The sequence below is a fragment of the Rhizobium sp. 10PS4 genome (genome assembly GCF_032464805.1).
Taxonomy (GTDB): domain Bacteria; phylum Pseudomonadota; class Alphaproteobacteria; order Rhizobiales; family Rhizobiaceae; genus Rhizobium; species Rhizobium laguerreae.
On the sequence record NZ_JAWDIW010000005.1, the window covers coordinates 248567 to 265704 of the forward strand.

General features: G+C 62.4%; 13 protein-coding genes and 1 pseudogene. 6 read left to right on the top strand and 8 right to left on the bottom strand.

Translation table 11 applies throughout. The annotated features are described in order from the left end of the window. Positions 1–6: 6 nt before the first annotated feature. Positions 7–558 carry a hypothetical protein gene (locus tag RWJ89_RS11570; RefSeq protein WP_003540146.1) on the bottom strand — a complete coding sequence of 184 codons (552 nt, stop codon included), beginning with the start codon at positions 556–558 and terminating at the stop codon, positions 7–9. Positions 559–567: 9 nt separating this feature from the next. Here RWJ89_RS11570 and RWJ89_RS11575 point away from each other — a divergent pair, with 9 nt between their 5' ends. Then, positions 568–705, top strand: coding sequence for a hypothetical protein (locus RWJ89_RS11575; RefSeq protein WP_158081413.1), 138 nt, complete (start codon positions 568–570; stop codon positions 703–705). Between the two features lie 63 nt (positions 706–768). Here RWJ89_RS11575 and RWJ89_RS11580 read toward each other — a convergent pair whose 3' ends face one another. The 3 genes from RWJ89_RS11580 to RWJ89_RS11590 all read right to left on the bottom strand — a co-directional run bounded on the left by RWJ89_RS11580 (position 769) and on the right by RWJ89_RS11590 (position 4014). Next, complete coding sequence (locus RWJ89_RS11580) at positions 769–1848, bottom strand: YcjF family protein (protein ID WP_316030926.1); 1080 nt, start codon at positions 1846–1848, stop codon at positions 769–771. Next, complete coding sequence (locus RWJ89_RS11585; RefSeq protein ID WP_077978297.1) at positions 1845–3320, bottom strand: YcjX family protein; 1476 nt, start codon at positions 3318–3320, stop codon at positions 1845–1847. Before RWJ89_RS11585 ends, RWJ89_RS11580 begins: the two co-directional genes overlap by 4 nt. Before the next feature lie 199 nt (positions 3321–3519). Beyond that, a complete protein-coding gene (locus RWJ89_RS11590; protein WP_077978296.1) occupies positions 3520–4014 on the bottom strand; it encodes a SixA phosphatase family protein in 495 nt (164 codons plus the stop codon). Between the two features lie 276 nt (positions 4015–4290). On the opposite strand from RWJ89_RS11590, the gene dksA reads away from it, so the two are divergent. Then, complete coding sequence (gene dksA, locus RWJ89_RS11595) at positions 4291–4710, top strand: RNA polymerase-binding protein DksA (RefSeq protein ID WP_003540142.1); 420 nt, start codon at positions 4291–4293, stop codon at positions 4708–4710. A gap of 63 nt (positions 4711–4773) precedes the next feature. Here dksA and RWJ89_RS11600 read toward each other — a convergent pair whose 3' ends face one another. Together RWJ89_RS11600 and RWJ89_RS11605 are read right to left on the bottom strand one after the other, a co-directional pair. Continuing rightward, positions 4774–5409, bottom strand: a complete 636-nt coding sequence (locus RWJ89_RS11600) for a DUF1062 domain-containing protein (RefSeq protein ID WP_165504491.1) — start codon at positions 5407–5409, stop codon at positions 4774–4776. Positions 5410–5803: 394 nt separating this feature from the next. Beyond that, complete coding sequence (locus RWJ89_RS11605) at positions 5804–6862, bottom strand: flagellar biosynthetic protein FliO (RefSeq protein ID WP_168287499.1); 1059 nt, start codon at positions 6860–6862, stop codon at positions 5804–5806. A gap of 298 nt (positions 6863–7160) precedes the next feature. On the opposite strand from RWJ89_RS11605, the gene cckA reads away from it, so the two are divergent. Beyond that, positions 7161–9764, top strand: a complete 2604-nt coding sequence (cckA, locus tag RWJ89_RS11610) for a cell cycle histidine kinase CckA (protein WP_131666873.1) — start codon at positions 7161–7163, stop codon at positions 9762–9764. Between the two features lie 247 nt (positions 9765–10011). Here cckA and RWJ89_RS11615 read toward each other — a convergent pair whose 3' ends face one another. Further along, the gene (locus RWJ89_RS11615) at positions 10012–10938 is read right to left on the bottom strand and encodes a pseudouridine-5'-phosphate glycosidase (protein ID WP_012757660.1); all 927 of its coding nucleotides are present in this window, start codon (positions 10936–10938) and stop codon (positions 10012–10014) included. 87 nt (positions 10939–11025) lie between these two features. After that, positions 11026–11970 carry a carbohydrate kinase family protein gene (locus RWJ89_RS11620; RefSeq protein WP_131666872.1) on the bottom strand — a complete coding sequence of 315 codons (945 nt, stop codon included), beginning with the start codon at positions 11968–11970 and terminating at the stop codon, positions 11026–11028. A gap of 229 nt (positions 11971–12199) precedes the next feature. Here RWJ89_RS11620 and recA point away from each other — a divergent pair, with 229 nt between their 5' ends. From recA to RWJ89_RS11635, 3 genes and pseudogenes are all read left to right on the top strand, one after another. Continuing rightward, on the top strand, positions 12200–13288 hold the full coding sequence (gene recA, locus RWJ89_RS11625; RefSeq protein WP_003568997.1) for a recombinase RecA: 1089 nt from the start codon (positions 12200–12202) through the stop codon (positions 13286–13288). Between the two features lie 154 nt (positions 13289–13442). Continuing rightward, positions 13443–16097, top strand: a complete 2655-nt coding sequence (gene alaS / locus RWJ89_RS11630; protein ID WP_316028580.1) for an alanine--tRNA ligase — start codon at positions 13443–13445, stop codon at positions 16095–16097. A 148-nt stretch (positions 16098–16245) separates the two neighbouring features. Further along, positions 16246–17097, top strand: a pseudogene (locus tag RWJ89_RS11635) (AraC family transcriptional regulator). Positions 17098–17138: the final 41 nt, after the last annotated feature.

The window sequence follows — 17138 nt, forward strand, 5'->3', positions numbered from 1 at the left end:
ATTTGTCTACTGGATGGAACCGACGGCCATCTCGTCGACCTGGCGGGTCAGCGTCAGGCCGATGACCGGGATCATCTGGCTTTCGACCTTGACCGAAACGGTGACGTTCATCGTTTTGTCGTCGCGCACGCGGGCGATCATCGCTCCATTCAGCTTGGCGCGGTTGATGCCGACAACGACGGTATCCTCGCTGACGGCGCCGGAGACGACGTCAAGGCCCTTGCCGGCGGCGCCGTCGAGGAATTTGCCCTTGTAGCTGGAGCCCGACTGCGAGATGACGGCGGTCATTGGCTGCTTGAAGACGCCGACGCGGCAGGTGCCGTCGAGCTTGATGCCGGCGCTGCTGTCGCCTGTGGGCTCACCGATCAGGTTGCAGGTGAATTTCGTGCCCTTGTACTTGCCGGCGACGATTTCGCCGGGGCCCTTCCAGGAGCCGGCGACGGAATCGAAGAAGGCCTTGTCACGGGTTGCAGCGGTGGCTGCCGGTGCGACATCTGCGACGGGAGACAATGCCGCGGCGGCCAAGCCGCATACGATGAGAAACTTGCGCGAATACATGGATTTTCCTTGGCAAACACCACTCACGAACTGGCTGCAAGTTTTGCCGAAGAATGGTTAATCCTTCCTTTCGATTGTGCCGAAATGCGAGGCAATACAGGATTTTCGCGCGGCGACGATTTTAAAATTCTGCCACTAGGGCATTGAATCCACTGAAATTTCTGCGGCATTACGCTAGGGGAGGTAAAAACTGTAGAATTGCTGCTTCGTTCAAGGATTGTTGCCGCGCGGCGACATGGAGGGGGTGAGATCGCCGATGAAATCACCGATTCCCGGCCGCTTCAGGGCGTGGAAGGCGAGCGGGCGGCAGAGATCCATCGCTGCGATTCCAATGCGGGCGGTCATCAGGCCGTTGATGACGCCTTCGCCCAGTCGGGCCGAGAGCTTCGAGGCCAGCCCGTGGCCGAGCACCTGCTGGACGAGGCTGTCGCCAACGGCGATCGAGCCCGTGACGGCCAGATGCGCCAGCACGTCACGCAACAGACGGAACATGCCGAGCGTGCCGGGCCGGCCGCCGTAAAGCTCGGCCATGGCGCGGATGAGGCGCACGGCCTCGTAAAGCACGTAGAGCAGGTCGACCACGGCGCGCGGGCTGACGGCAGTAACGATCGACACGCGCTTCGAGGCGTTGACGATCAGGGCGCGGGCCTTGCGGTCGAGCGGAGCGAGCAGTTCCCGTTCGGCGAGCGCGATCAGATGCGGGGGATCGATGACCTCGCCCTCGGTCGCCTTCAGCGTCGCCCGGCCCTTTGATGTCTCGGGATTTGCCGAGAGCAGCGCAGTCAGCTGCGCGACGACGGCGCGCGCCTTGACTGGGCGGGTTTCGAGGATCGCCGCCTCGGCTTCGGCCTTGATCTTCTGGACGGCGGCAAGGCGCACCATGCCGACGGTTTCGCGGATGACGAGGGCCAGCACGGCGAGGATGCCGACTGCCAGCACGGCAAGGGCTGCATATCCCAACCAGTCGGCGCGGGTGAAGAGATCGCGGATCAGGCTGTCGGTCCAGAGGCCGATGGCGAGCGACAGCAGGATGCCGAAGGCGCCGGCGGCGATCTTGCCGAAGGAGGTTCGCCGCCTGCGCGGCGCTGCAATGGGGACCGCGCTCAGATCCTTCTCGGGATTGAGGAAAGGATCGTCCTCGTCAGGCGTCACGACGATATTTTCGGAGAAGCTTTCCGGCTTGCGCCGCTCGCCTCCTTGCCCGCCGTTGTCGCGCGGATCGGCAGCCTTGTCCTCGTAGGTGAAGGCGGCGGGTGCGCGGCGCGGCGGATCGGACGGGGGCTTGCTCATGCGAGACGATCTCCGAACAGGAACTGCATGGCGCGGTCGAGGCGGATATGCGGCACCGACAGCTTGATGCCGCCGCCGGTTTCCTCGAGATGCGGCGGGCGGAACCTGACGACATTGACATCGGGCAGCTGCAGGCCGGTTTCGCCCGCGGCGATGCGGTCGAACAGGCTTTCCGGATCCTCCGGCAGGTCACCGGGGAAGATCGCGGTCTTTCTCTGGCCGTCGAAGCGTTCGCCGGCGATGGTTTCGCCCTCCATCGGCGTGCCGACGATGACCGGCAGTTCATGGCCGTCACGTTTGACGGTCGCCTCGCGGGTGGCGCGCACGGAGGCAAGCGCCATGACGTCGATGCCGGCGCCTGCCATGCCGATGCGGTCGATGGCGCGGTCCACCAGGCGGCGGGTCAGCGCATCGAGGCGGTCGTGGCTTTCATGGTGGAGATGATCGGCCTTGGTGGCGGCGACCAGCACGCGGTCGATGCGGCGCCCGAGCAGGGAGGAGAGCAGCGAATTGGTGCCGGGGCGGAAACAGGCGAGCACATCGGTCAACGCGCGTTCCAGATCCTGCACTGCTTCGGGGCCGCGGTTCATCGCCTGCAGCGCATCGACGAGGACAATCTGGCGATCAAGCCGGGCGAAATGCTCGCGGAAGAAAGGTTTGACGACGACCGATTTGTAGGCCTCGTAGCGCCGCTCCATCATCGTCCAGAGCGAGCCGCGGCCGGGACGGCCGTCCGGCGGCAGAGCCAGCGGCGCGAAGGTCAACGCCGGCGAGCCGTCGAGATCGCCGGGCAGGAGCAGGCGGCCAGGCGGCAGGGTGGAAAGCGAGCGTTCGTCGGCTTTGCAGGCTTTGAGATAATCGGCAAAGGCGGTGGCGAGGTCGCGGGCGACCATCTCGTCGGCGCCGGCATGGATATCGGCGGCGCGCGTCAGCGCCAGCCATTGGCGCGACAGCTCGAAGCGGACGCCAGTTTCGGCAAGCGCGATCGTCTCCTCGCTGAACGTGCGATAATCCTTGCCGAGCAGCGGCAGGTCGAGCAGCCATTCGCCGGGATAATCGACGATATCGATCGACAGGCGGCCGGGCGAAAACAACCGGTTCCAGCCGCTGGCGCTCTGATAATCCAGCGTGATGCGCAGCTCGGAGATGGCGCGGGTCGAATCCGGCCAGATACGGTCCTTCACCAGCGCACGGATATGGTCCTCGTACTGGAAGCGCGGCACGGCATCGTCGGGCTGCGGCTCCAGCCGCACCGCCGAGACGCGGCCTGATTGGACCGGTTCGAACAGCGGCAGGCGGCCGCCATGCAGGAGATTGTGGACGAGCGAGGAGATGAAGACCGTCTTGCCGGAGCGAGAAAGGCCGGTGACACCGAGCCGCACGGTTGGATTGACGAGGCCGCTCGCCCGGTCGGCGAGATTATCGAACGCGATGCGGGCATCGTCGGCGAGGGATGTCAGGCGTGGCGGCAAGGCGCGATTCCGGTTGGTGACTGCCCCGCAATATAGGGAGGGCGCGCCGCCCGCAAAAGAAGCGAGGCTAGAGCATTTCCGTTTTTCTTCGAATCACGGAAATGCTCTATTTCGTTGTTTTCACGCAATTCCCGGCAAAAGCGCTTCGCGCTTTGCCTGGCAAAACCGCGGCACAGTTTTGCTGGAATTGCTCTAGTCTTCAGACGACGACGAAATCGGTGAGGCGCCAGGCGGTGGCCGAAGCATCGAAATCGAGCACGGCAAGGCCAGCCGTCGGGAAGCCGCCGGCAAGAGAGCCTGCCATTGCCTCATGGCCGATCAGCGCCTCCAATGCCTGCTCCATGGTCGGATTGTGGCCGACCAGCATGACAGCAGCTTGGTCCTGCGCATCTATGATCTCGAGATAGTTGTCGACCGTAGCGTTATAGAGCGCGTCGACATAACGAACATCGAGCGTAAGGCCCATCGCCCGGTACACCGCATCGGCAGTATCGCGGCAGCGCAGCGCCGTAGAGCTGATCAGAAGATCAGGACGGTAGCCCTTGTCGGCGGCCTTATCGGCGATGATCTCGGCATCGCCAAAGCCCTTTTCGTTGAGCGGGCGGTCGAAATCGCGCTGTCCGGGTTCGGCCCAGGCGGCCTCGGCGTGACGCAGGAGATAGATGCGGTTGGGCGGAGGCAAGGGTACGGTCATGGGCAAATCCAAGATCCAGCGGGCCTTTTCAGTAGCGGTTGCAATCGGCCGGCGTCAACCGTCAGCGCTGCTCCAGCTGCCCAAAACGCGGCTGATAACACGGCGTTTTGAAGGCGAAGCAAAAAACGCAAGCCCGAATAATGATGAGAAAATAGTCTGTTAGCCGAAAATTGTGACAGATTTAAAAATCTGTTTACCTGTCGTATTTGGCTTGAATCGCGGCTAGCGCTTGGGATATACACCCCGCCAGATGAGATGTTCTTCAGGAGAATCGCGTTGAGTGAGAAGATCGATCTTAGCAATTACGTTCCCTCGGAAGAGGAAGAGTTCATGAACGTAAACCAGCGTGCCTATTTCAGGTCCAAGCTGGTTGCATGGAGAAATGATATCCTTAGAGAAGCGCGTGAGACACTCGACCATCTGGCCGAGGAAAGCGCAAACCATCCTGATCTCGCTGACCGAGCGTCGTCGGAAACAGATCGGGCGATCGAACTTCGCGCCCGTGACCGGCAGAGAAAGCTGATTTCCAAAATCGATGCGGCACTGCAGCGCATCGAAGACGGCACCTACGGCTATTGCGAGGAAACCGGCGAACCGATCGGCCTCAAGCGCCTCGACGCCCGCCCGATCGCGACACTGTCGATCGAGGCGCAGGAGCGTCACGAACGCCGCGAAAAAGTCTATCGCGACGAATGAGAGTTTTCATGCAGGCATGAGAGCAGAATAGGCGCCGCGATCCGATCGCGGCGCCTTTTACAATTACGGTGAGCTTCCGGTCGCCACAGACCTCCACCATTGCTCCCGGCCGGTCTCGGCGGTGAGGTCGACTGCAACCCTGGTGCCGTTCTTGATCCGCCGCCGCAAAACGTCGGCTCGATTCGAATCCGTCCGCAGCATGCCACCATCGTGAAGAGCCTGTAGCCGGGTGCGTGAAACTTGCAACTCGGACGCCAGCAGGCGGTCGAGGCGCGTGCTTGATGGAAACGGGACGATCAGTTCGATTTCCAGTCTCGTCCAATTGGCAATGTCCTGCTGCATCTCTTTTGCGATTTCAGATTCGGCAAACTCGTCGACACGCTGCGACTTGCGCCTGAGGGCTTCGAGGTTGAACGCTTCTGCCCGGATCCAATCAGGATCGTTGGACTGCAACGCCTCGATGACTGCGGGATCGATATCGCGAACGTTCCGACGCTCGAAGATCGGACGGTTCCACGTCTTTTCGCAGGTCGAGCATTTGTAGATAAGCCAGGCATCGAGCTTGCGGCCATTGGCGTTGAGCCGGATCTTGTCGCTGCATCGGAAAGCTCTGAGGCCCCCGCAGCCGCTGCATACAATCCAGGGCTGGGGCGCTGTTTTCGGCAGAATGGTCCATCGGACCCGAAGGGTATTGCACATATCGTGTTGGTCTTCCGTTCGGAAGTCCACCAGGATGGTGCGTGAGAAAGCCCTTGCGGGCGCGGTGTGGCGATGTTCTGGGCGGCGGAAGAGCTGAGACAGCGGAGCTGCACATGGCACATTTCAACAATGCCAAACCGGTCTCTCGCCACCACCCGATGAACATGTTCATACGCCGTCAGCGTGTCGCTGTCCGGCAGTACGGGTGAAACTGGAGTGAGACCGGTATTTACTTAGGCAAAGTATGACCTCGATGCGCCAACGCTCTTCAACCGATGCGATAACAAATTATCAGCACAAGATGGAGTCCCCTGACACATCGGTAACTGAAAGTCGCCGCATTGCGGCTTTTATGCAACTTAGTGATGAAGGAAGGTCGGACGTGCGTTTCCGCTCACTTGTCGCGGTTGACGCTCATCTCGCCGAAGATGCGGGCGACTTCCTTTTGCAGGTCGGTATCGGCGCCGGTGATCGGAGCCATTTCCGGATCGCGGCGCGGCAGGTTTCCGGGTTGCGGCGCTCCGGGCCGGGGCGCTTGGTTTGCCGGCGCCGGCACGATGCGTTCAGCCGTCAGATTGTTCGACATTTCCTGTTCCAGCACCCGCTGGAAATCAAGACGGCTCGCTGCTGCCGACTGCGCAGCCGAATCGTCTTCGGCGCTACCTGGTGCGGCGCGTGCGGCCGCCGGCATGTCCTTGACAGGCGGGGCGGAGACCTCGGGTTCGATGCGCTGCTGCGGCAGCACGCGCTGGCGGGCGGCATCGAGGATCTCGGCGGCACTTGAGGCATCGTGGAACGGTGCGGGCTGCGCGGCCGGGGGAGCGACGGGACGCTCCAGCGGACGCGGCTGGGGCGGGACGGCACGCAGAGGATTGTCGCGTTCGGCCGACAGCGGAGCCGTCACGGGCTCTGCCGGAAGAGGGCTCGTGACCACCGGCGGGGCCACGATCGGCTGAGCGGGTGATTGGGCCGACGGTTGGGCCGACGGTTCTGGGCGCGGGCGCGCCTCCGGCGGAACTGGCGCGGAGAAAACGGGCTCGGCGGCCGGCTCGACACGGGCTGCGACCGGCGGGCGCGGTGGCGTTTCCGGCCGCGCAACGGATATCGGACGCTGCTCGACGGGCTGCGGGCGGTTGGCGCTTTCCGGCTGCTCGGCCGCCGCGGGCAGGATGCGGCTCTCGATGACGATATCGCTTGGGCCGCCGATCATGATCAGGTGCTCGACCTCGTCGCGGCGCACCAGCACCAGCCGGCGACGGGCATCGACGGCTGCGGCATCCAGCACTTGCAGGCGGGGCTGGCGATTGCGGCCGCCGCGCACGAAAGGTGAGGGCGCCCGGCTGCGGATCACCCAGAGCACGATGATGAGCAGGAGAAGCGCCAGACCAACGCCACCGGCGGCAAGCAGGAAACGGCTGCCATAAGCTCCGACAACATCATCCAACATAGTCACTCACTCCATTTCGCATTCGGCACATATTGACGACTTTTCCGTTCCTTAGGCAAGGGCCGCCGGTGCTGTCCAGTCACGGGAGAACGCGATTTCGTGTTCCGCTGCTTGGCACCCGGCGACCTTGCGCACGGGTGGCAGCGTTGGCTTCTGGGGCAGATGGCGCTGTTGCCTGTGAATTCAAGCAGTCTTGCCGGCTAGCGGTGTTTTTGCCGACGCGGCAAATTGCTAAGAAGGAAAGAGTGCCTGATTCCCGCTTCGTGTTCGTGCTACGAAGCGGTAGGGCTTATGTGAGGAATACATGACGAAACCGCGTCAGGCCGACGACTATAACGCACCGCTTGTGGATCGTGGGGGGCGTTCTGGCACGGTCTTGCGCATTCTTCTGCTGGCGCTCGTGCTGATCGCGGCTGCCGGCGCTTTCGTCTTCTTCAAAAAATCGCTCGACAACGAGGTGGTGCTTGGCGGTCTCGGCGTGCTCGCCATGGTCGGCATCTTCTTCCTGGTGTCTTCGGTCATCGGCTTCATCGAGGTGATGCCGCAGCACCAGTCCGACAGCCTGGCGCGCGCCTTCCTCAACAGCCATCCCGACGGTACGCTGATCACCGACGAAAAAGGCCGAATCATCTATGCCAATGCCGCCTATGGCGCGCTGACCGGCGCGCGCAAGGCGACCGAGGTGCAGACGCTGGAAACGCTGCTGTCGCGCCATCGCGAGTCCAACGAGGCGCTCTACAGGCTGGTCAACGGTCTGCGCGAGGGCAAGGAAGGTCGGGAGGAATTTCGCCTACTACGCGCCGTCGGGCCTGGCAGCAACAGCTCCGGCGCCCATTGGTACCGGCTGAAGGCGCGGCTGCTGCAGCCGGAGGAAAACGGCGGCAAGCCGCTGCAGATCTGGCAGATCACCGACATCACCACCGAGCGCGACGACCAGGAGCGTTTCTTCAAGGAATTGCAGAACGCGATCGACTATCTCGACCATGCGCCGGCCGGCTTCTTTTCCGCCGGCAGGAAGGGCGAGATCTTCTACCTGAATGCGACGCTTGCCGATTGGCTGGGCCTCGACCTCACCAAGTTCGTGCCGGGCTCGATGACGATCGGTGACGTCGTGGCAGGCGAGGGACTGGCACTGATCCAGTCAGTGCAGGCCGAACCGGGTCTGAAGAAGACCGTGACGCTCGATCTCGACCTGCGCAAGAGCAACGGCCAGAGCCTGCCGGTGCAAATCATTCACAGCGTCACCTCGATGCGCGACGGCGCACCCGGCGAAAGCCGGACGATCGTGCTGGCGCGTGAAAAGAGCGATGCCGGCGGCCAGTCCGCTTCGGCCGCCGCCATGCGTTTTACCCGTTTCTTCAACAATACGCCGATGGCGATCGCCTCGGTCGACGGCAACGGGCGAATCTTGCGGACCAATGCGCCATTCCTGAAGATGTTCTCCGGCGTCGTCTCGCGCGACGATCTCGAAAAGGCGCCGCATCTCGAAACCATCGTGCAGGAAAGCGACCGGCCACAGCTGGCCGCGGCGCTGGCAGCGGCCAAGGACCGGCAGGGCGACATTGCGCCCCTCGACACCCGCACACCGACCGACGAGGCGCGCTATTTCCGCTTCTATGTCAATGCCGTCATCGACCAGAGCGACGAGGCGCCAGAGGAGGCGGCGATCGTCTACGCCGTCGAGGTGACCGAGCAGAAGGCGCTGGAAGCGCAGATGGCGCAAACGCAGAAGATGAATGCCGTGGGAACGCTCGCCGGCGGCATCGCGCATGATTTCAACAACGTGCTGACAGCGATCCTGCTTTCCTCCGACCACCTGCTTTTGCAGGCGCGGCCCTCGGATGCCAGCTTTGCCGACCTGATAGAGATCAAGCGCAACGCCAACCGCGCCGCAGTGCTGGTGCGCCAGCTGCTCGCCTTCTCGCGCAAGCAGACGATGCGGCCCTCGGTGCTGAACCTTACCGATGTCGTCGGCGACCTGCGCATGCTGGTCGACCGGCTGCTTTCCGGCACCAATGTCAAGCTCGACGTGCAATATGGCCGCGACCTATGGCCTGTCAAAACGGACCTGTCGCAGTTCGAGCAGGTGCTGATCAATCTCTGCGTCAATGCGCGCGACGCGATGCCCGAGGGTGGCACGCTGACGATCCGCACCCGCAATCTGACCGCCGCCGAGGTCTCGGCCTTCAACTATTCCTACATGCCGGCCGAAGACATGGTGCTGGTCGAAGTCGCGGATAATGGCACCGGTATCGCACCGGAGATCATGGACAAGATCTTCGAGCCGTTCTTCACTACCAAGGATGTCGGCAAGGGCACCGGTCTTGGACTCGCCATGGTCTACGGCATCGTCAAACAGTCGGGCGGCTACATCCAGCCGGAATCCGAAGTCGGCAAGGGAACGACCTTCCGCGTCTTCCTGCCGCGCCACATTCCGGAGCCGGCGGTGGCCGCCGAAGCAGGTTCGATCGACGGCGCCATCGCCGGGGCCGAAGTGGTGCCGCTGCCGGTATCGCCGCAGCAGCCGGAGGACCTGACGGGGTCGGCCGTCATTCTTCTCGTCGAGGACGAGGAGGCAGTGCGCCGCGGCGGCAAGCGCATGCTGGAAACGCGCGGCTATACCGTGCACGAGGCGGGCTCGGGCGTCGAGGCGCTGGCTATCTTGGAAGAACTCGACGGCAAGGTCGACATCGTCGTCTCCGACGTCGTCATGCCCGAAATGGACGGCCCGACGCTGCTGCGCGAACTGCGCAAGACCTATCCAGATATGAAATTCATCTTCGTCTCAGGCTATGCCGAAGATGCCTTTGCCCGCAATCTGCCGCCGGAGGCGAAATTCGGCTTCCTGCCGAAGCCGTTTTCGTTGAAGCAGCTTGCTGTTGTGGTGAAGGAGACGTTGGACGGTTGAGGGTATGGGTCAGAGAGGTCGTGCCGTACCGCACCCCCCTCTGCCCTGCCGGGCATCTCCCCCACAAGGAGGGAGATCGGCTGGGCGCGCCGGCTTCCCCAAACAATGAGCGTCCAGCACGGCGAAACGGTCGATGGGCAGGACGTTCAAGCCACTTGTGATCTCCCCACCTGTGGGGGAGATGCCCGGCAGGGCAGAGGGGGGCGGGATCGGCACCACCTATCTGACAAGGCCTAACCGTCAACCTTCACTCACCCAGCGCGACAGCAATCTCAGCAGCAAGCCGCGCGTTGTTCTCAACCAACGCGATATTGGTCTTCAGGCTCTGGCCGTCGGTCAGGTCGAAAATGGTCGACAGAAGATAGGGTGTGACCGCCTTGCCGGTGACTTCGTCGCGTTCGGCGCTGTCGAGCGCTCGCTCGATATAGATTTCCATCTCTTCGCGCGCGATCTCGTCGGCCTCGGGCACGGGGTTGGCGACGAGCATGCCGCCGTCGACGCCGAGCTGTTCGCGCACCGTCTGGAAATTGGCGATTGCCGCCGGGCTGTTCAGCGACAGCGGGCTGCGGATGCCCGAGGAGCGCGACCAGAAGGCGGGGAATTCCTCGCTCTCATAGGTGACGACAGGCACGCCGCGGGTTTCCAGCACTTCCAGCGTCTTTGGAATGTCGAGGATTGCCTTGGCGCCGGCGCAGACGACGATGACGCCGGTGCGCGCCAGTTCTTCGAGATCGGCTGATATATCGAAGCTTTCTTCGGCGCCACGATGCACGCCGCCGATGCCGCCTGTGGCAAAGACACGGATGCCGGCGCGCGCCGCCGCGATCATCGTCGCCGCAACCGTGGTGGCGCCGGTGCGGCGCTCGGCGATGGCGAAGGCGAGATCGGCGCGCGACACCTTCATGACTTCAGTGGCCTTGGCCAACTGCTCCAGTTCCGCAGCTTCAAGGCCGATATGCAGCGTGCCGTGAATGACGGCGATCGTGGCCGGCACCGCACCCTGTTCGCGAATGATCGCCTCGACGCTGCGGGCCATCTCGATATTGCCGGGATAGGGCATGCCGTGGGTGATGATCGTCGATTCCAGTGCCACCAGCGGCGCGCCGCGCTGCTTGGCGCTGGCGACTTCCTTCGAATAGGCGATCGGCAGAAGAGGGGAGATGGGCTTGGTCATGGTCTTGTCCTGTGATCGACAGAGCATGATGCCGAAGTGCGAGCGGTTTTCGGACGACATCATGCTCAAACTATTTAATTAGCCGCTTCAATGCAGAATTCTGACCTTGGGAACAAGGGCAAGTGCTTCATTCAGCAGATCCGGCGTCAGATTTTCGTTGACGGCATGCCGCGACTGGACGGTCAGCGTGGCGGCTGCGGTGCCGTGACGAACGGCTTCTTCGAGCGGCAGGCCTGACATCAATGCGGCGAGCGTGCCGGCCGCAAGTGAATCGCCGGCACCCGTAACATCGGCGACGGTGTCGGCAATCGGCGGCTGCAGCGTCACGGCGCGGCCGTCGCAAAGCGCAACGAGCTCACGCCGGCCGCGGGTGACGACGGCGTTCCTGATGCCGATCTCGTTCAGCAAAGGTGGCCAGCCTGCAGCCTCTTCCGGCCGCTCGCCGGCAAGGGCGGCGGCTTCAGCCTCGTTCAGGAACAGGTAGTCGATATCCCCAATGCAGGGTTTCAGCCTGACGACCTTCGCCGGCGAGATGGCGATTGCCGCAACGGGCTTGGCGAGGGAATGCGCCTTTGCGACGATCGCCGCGATCGTCTCTTCCGGCAGGTTGGCGTCGAAGAGGATGAAATCATGCGCGGCGAAGGCCTCCCGCACCCAGCGGATGGAGAGACGTCGCGGCACGAAGAAGCGGTAAAGATCCATGTCGGCAAGGGCGATCACCAGATTGCCGTCCTTCTCGATGATCGCCGTGTAGCTCGGCGTCTTGCGGTCGAGGAAGACGAAGGGCCGGTCGTCGATGCCGGCGAAATCGGCAGCTTCTCCGACCGTCTCGCCCATCGGATCGCCACCGCGCGGCGAGATCATCGTCACCTGAAAACCGAGCCTTGCCAGGTTGCGCGCTGCATTGAAGCCGCCGCCGCCCGGCTCCTCGAACCATGTGCCGGGATTGCTGGCGCCAGGCGCCGTCTCGCCGGAGATGCGGCCGCGCCGGTCGATATGGGCGCCGCCGAGAACAAGAATCTTTTTCTTCATCCGATCCGCTCTCCCGATGCCCGAAGGACGAATCGATACAGCGCGCGCTGACGCGGCCGAGTCGGCATTTCTGGCCTAAGCCGTTGCTTTTTATCGATAAAACAAATGCAGAACACGTGTCGTTTTACCTTTTTCTTTCAACTGTTTGATCGCCTATTGCGAGAATGGAACAAATGGAGTACAAACTCGACATTGCTAGAGCGGCTTCAATAACCTAAAGGTGGATCGGATGTCTCAGAATTCATTGCGGCTGGTAGAGGACAAATCGGTGGACAAAAGCAAGGCGCTTGAAGCGGCACTCTCACAGATAGAGCGGTCGTTCGGCAAGGGCTCGATCATGAAACTCGGCTCCAACGAGAATGTTGTCGAGATCGAGACGATCTCGACCGGCTCGCTTGGTCTCGATATTGCACTCGGCGTCGGTGGCCTGCCGAGGGGCCGAATCATCGAGATCTACGGGCCGGAAAGCTCCGGTAAGACGACGCTTGCACTGCAGACGATTGCCGAAGCGCAGAAGAAGGGTGGCATCTGCGCCTTCGTCGATGCCGAACATGCGCTCGATCCCGTCTATGCCCGCAAGCTTGGCGTCGACTTGCAGAACCTTCTGATCTCGCAGCCCGATACCGGCGAGCAGGCGCTCGAAATCACCGATACGCTGGTGCGCTCCGGCGCCGTCGACGTTCTCGTTGTCGACTCGGTCGCTGCCCTGACGCCGCGTGCCGAAATCGAAGGCGAGATGGGCGACAGCCTTCCCGGCCTGCAGGCGCGACTGATGAGCCAAGCGCTGCGCAAGCTTACCGCTTCGATCTCGAAGTCGAACACCATGGTGATCTTCATCAACCAGATCCGCATGAAGATCGGCGTCATGTTCGGCTCGCCGGAAACGACGACGGGCGGCAATGCGCTGAAATTCTACGCCTCCGTGCGCCTCGACATTCGCCGCATCGGCGCGGTCAAGGAGCGCGAAGAGGTGATCGGCAACCAGACCCGCGTCAAGGTCGTCAAGAACAAGATGGCGCCGCCCTTCAAGCAGGTCGAGTTCGACATCATGTATGGCGAGGGTGTTTCCAAGACCGGCGAACTGGTCGATCTCGGCGTCAAGGCCGGCATCGTCGAGAAGTCGGGCGCCTGGTTCTCCTATAACAGCCAGCGTCTCGGCCAGGGCCGTGAAAACGCCAAGACCTTCCTGCGCGACAATCCGGATCTCGCCCGCGAGATCGAACTGTCGCTGCGCCAGAATGCCGGCCTGATCGCCGACCGCTTCCTGCAGAATGGCGGACCGGATCCCGATGATGGCGACTCCGCCGCGGAAATGTGATTTTCACGCTCGGTTCTTTTGAACATCAAGGCCGGCCGCATTCCTTGATCAGAATGCGGTCGGTTTTGTTTGTCTGCTGGACAGTGGCGGGGGTGAACGTTAAAAGCCGATGAATTTAAATTTACCTGCCTCCGGCAGCATTGAAGGGCATAGCATGAGCGGTGTGAACGATATCCGGTCGACCTTCCTCGACTATTTCAAGAAGAACGGCCATGAGATCGTTCCGTCGAGCCCGCTCGTGCCGCGCAACGACCCGACGCTGATGTTCACCAATGCCGGCATGGTGCAGTTCAAGAACGTCTTCACCGGCCTCGAAAAGCGTCCCTATTCGACGGCGACGTCTTCGCAGAAATGCGTGCGAGCCGGCGGCAAGCACAATGACCTGGACAATGTCGGTTATACTGCACGCCACCTGACCTTCTTCGAGATGCTCGGCAACTTCTCCTTCGGCAACTATTTCAAGGAGAATGCGATCGAGCTTGCCTGGAAGCTCGTCACCGAGGGCTTCGACCTTCCGAAGAACCGCCTGCTGGTGACTGTCTATTCCGAGGACGAGGAAGCTGCGACGCTCTGGAAGAAGATCGCCGGCTTTTCCGACGACAAGATCATCCGCATCCCGACCTCTGACAATTTCTGGCAGATGGGCGATACCGGCCCCTGCGGCCCGTGCTCGGAAATCTTCATCGACCAGGGTGAGAATGTTTGGGGCGGCCCTCCGGGCTCGCCGGAGGAAGATGGCGACCGGTTCCTGGAATTCTGGAATCTCGTCTTCATGCAGTTCGAACAGACCGAGCCTGGCGTTCGCAACCCGCTGCCCCGCCCGTCGATCGATACCGGTATGGGGCTGGAGCGCATGGCCTGCATTCTGCAGGGCGTTCAGAGCGTGTTCGACACCGATCTCTTCCGCACGCTGATCGGCACCATCGAGGACACGATGGGCGTCAAGGCGGAAGGCAGCGCCAGCCACCGCGTCATCGCCGATCATTTGCGCTCCTCGGCCTTCCTGATCGCCGACGGCGTACTTCCGTCGAATGAGGGTCGCGGTTATGTGCTGCGCCGAATCATGCGCCGCGCCATGCGCCATGCACAGCTGCTCGGCGCCAAGGAACCGCTGGTCTACAAGCTGCTGCCGACGCTGGTGCAGCAGATGGGCCGCGCCTATCCGGAACTGGTGCGCGCCGAGGCGCTGATCTCGGAAACGCTGAAGCTGGAGGAAAACCGTTTCCGCAAGACGCTGGAACGCGGCCTGTCGCTTCTGTCGGACGCGACGAGCGATCTTTCCAAGGGCGATATGCTGGATGGTGAGACCGCCTTCAAGCTCTACGACACCTACGGCTTCCCGCTCGATCTGACGCAGGATGCACTGCGCGCACGTGAGATCGGCGTCGACATCTCCGGCTTCACCGATGCGATGCAGCGCCAGAAGGCCGAAGCTCGCTCGCACTGGGCCGGTTCCGGCGAGAAGGCGACGGAAACCGTCTGGTTCGAGCTTAGGGAAAAACACGGTGCGACCGAATTTCTGGGCTACGACACCGAAACGGCTGAAGGCGTCGTGCAGGCGATCGTCAAAGAGGGCGCGGTTTCGACCGATGCCAAGGCCGGCGACAAGGTGCAGATCGTTGTTAGCCAGACGCCGTTCTACGGCGAATCCGGCGGCCAGATGGGCGATACCGGCGTGATCTCGTCCGACCACGGCAAGATCGAGATTTCAGATACGCAGAAGAGGGGCGAAGGCCTGTTCGTGCATCAGGGTACTGTCGTCGACGGCGTGTTCAAGGACGGCGATGCGGTTGTGCTGACGGTCGATCATGCCCGCCGTTCGCGGCTGCGCGCCAACCATTCTGCGACCCACCTGCTGCACGAGGCGCTGCGCGAAGTGCTCGGCACCCATGTTGCCCAGAAGGGATCGCTGGTCGCACCCGAGCGCCTGCGCTTCGACGTTTCGCATCCGAAGCCGATGTCGGCCGAGGAACTGAAGATCGTCGAGGACATGGCAAACGAGATCGTATTGCAGAATTCGCCGGTTACCACGAGGCTGATGAGCGTCGACGATGCGATCGCCGAAGGCGCGATGGCGTTGTTCGGCGAGAAATACGGCGACGAGGTCCGCGTCGTGGCGATGGGCGAGGGTGTGCGCGGCGCCAAGGCCGGCAAGCCCTATTCGATCGAACTCTGTGGCGGCACGCATGTCGGGGCCACCGGCCAGATCGGGCTGATCCGCGTTCTCGGCGAAAGCGCCGTCGGCGCCGGCGTTCGCCGTATCGAGGCCGTCACCGGTGAATCGGCGCGCGAATATCTGGCCGAACAGGACGAACGCGTGAAGACGCTTGCGGCCTCGCTGAAGGTGCAGCCGGGCGAAGTGCTGTCGCGTGTCGAAGCGCTGATGGACGAGCGCCGCAAGCTCGAAAAGGAATTGGCTGACGCCAAGCGCAAACTCGCCATGGGTGGCGGGCAAGGCGGCTCGGCCGATGCCGTGCGCGAAGTCGCCGGCGTCAAGTTCCTCGGTAAGGCGATTTCGGGCGTCGATCCCAAGGATCTGAAGGGACTTGCCGATGACGGCAAGACCAGCATCGGGTCGGGCGTCGTCGCGCTGGTTGGCGTTTCCGACGACGGCAAGGCAAGTGCTGTCGTGGCGGTGACACCGGATCTCGTGCAGCGCTACAGCGCCGTCGATCTCGTCCGCATCGCATCAGCCGCCCTCGGCGGCAAGGGCGGCGGCGGCCGCCCCGACATGGCGCAGGCCGGCGGCCCCGACGGCTCGAAGGCCGATGAGGCGATCGAGGCGGTTGCCGTGGCACTTGCCGGCTGAGCTGCCGGTTCATCAACGATTTTCGAAAGGCGGGGGCTTGGCTTCCGCCTTTTTTGCTTCTCAGGTTCAGCCCAGAGCCAATTTCCGCAGGATCTGTCAAATCGGGTTATGGTTCTCTCAAGCCGATCGATTTGCACGAGGTTCTGAGATGAATGGCGAAACGGCATGGGCACTTTATGAAAACCGTCTGAGACGGGTTTCGGCCTATATTCACGATCACCTCGACGAGGAGCTGGATATGGAGCGCCTTGCCGAGATCGCCTGCATGTCGAGCTATCACTGGCACAGGATCTACCGGGCGATCTACGGCGAGACGTTGGCGGCCACCGTCAAGCGGCTCAGGCTGCATCACGCGGCGGGCGAGATCGTCCGCACGGAGCTTGCCGTCAGCGAAATTGCGAAGCGATCAGGCTATCCCAATCTCCAATCCTTCAATCGTATCTTCAAGTCGGTCTTCGGCATGCCGCCGGCCCGCTATCGGAAAGAGGGAAGCCACACAGCCTTCGAACCCTCACCTAACGGGAAGACCAAAGCCATGTTAGACGTTACCATAGGCGAGATCGGGCCGATCGAGTTGGTCGGCGTTGCCCATACCGGCTCCTACATGCAGATCGACTAGGCCTTCGAGACGCTGTTCGGCAAGCTTTATGCCCGTGGCCTCGCCAAGCCCGACATGCGAATGATCGGCGTCTATCTCGACGATCCCGATCTTGTGCCGGAGGAAAAGCTGCGCTCGATCGCCTGCGTCACCGGCGCTGTCGAAGTGCCGGTGACGGCACCCCTGGAGCGGCGCACGATCGACGGCGGCGATTATGCGGTGCTGCGCCACAGGGGTCCCTATGCCGACATGTCCAAGTCCTATCAGTGGCTGTTTGCCGAATGGCTGCCGAAATCCGGCCGGCAGTTGAAGGACAGGGTCATGTTCGAGGAATATCTCAACAATCCGCGCGAGGTGTCGCCGACCGAGCTTTTGACGGATATTCACATGCCGCTTGTCTGAGGCCCATCCATCGGGGGCGCAGCGGATCTGCCGCCTCCCCA

Bases quoted from the DNA above. Each gene is read 5' to 3' on its own strand.
- RWJ89_RS11570 (WP_003540146.1), bottom strand. From the start codon at position 558: ATGTATTCGCGCAAGTTTCTCATCGTATGCGGCTTGGCCGCCGCGGCA.
- RWJ89_RS11580 (WP_316030926.1), bottom strand. From the start codon at position 1,848: ATGAGCAAGCCCCCGTCCGATCCGCCGCGCCGCGCACCCGCCGCCTTC.
- RWJ89_RS11590 (WP_077978296.1), bottom strand. From the start codon at position 4,014: ATGACCGTACCCTTGCCTCCGCCCAACCGCATCTATCTCCTGCGTCAC.
- RWJ89_RS11600 (WP_165504491.1), bottom strand. From the start codon at position 5,409: ATGTGCAATACCCTTCGGGTCCGATGGACCATTCTGCCGAAAACAGCG.
- cckA (WP_131666873.1), top strand. From the start codon at position 7,161: ATGACGAAACCGCGTCAGGCCGACGACTATAACGCACCGCTTGTGGAT.
- RWJ89_RS11615 (WP_012757660.1), bottom strand. From the start codon at position 10,938: ATGACCAAGCCCATCTCCCCTCTTCTGCCGATCGCCTATTCGAAGGAA.
- RWJ89_RS11620 (WP_131666872.1), bottom strand. From the start codon at position 11,970: ATGAAGAAAAAGATTCTTGTTCTCGGCGGCGCCCATATCGACCGGCGC.
- recA (WP_003568997.1), top strand. From the start codon at position 12,200: ATGTCTCAGAATTCATTGCGGCTGGTAGAGGACAAATCGGTGGACAAA.
- alaS (WP_316028580.1), top strand. From the start codon at position 13,443: ATGAGCGGTGTGAACGATATCCGGTCGACCTTCCTCGACTATTTCAAG.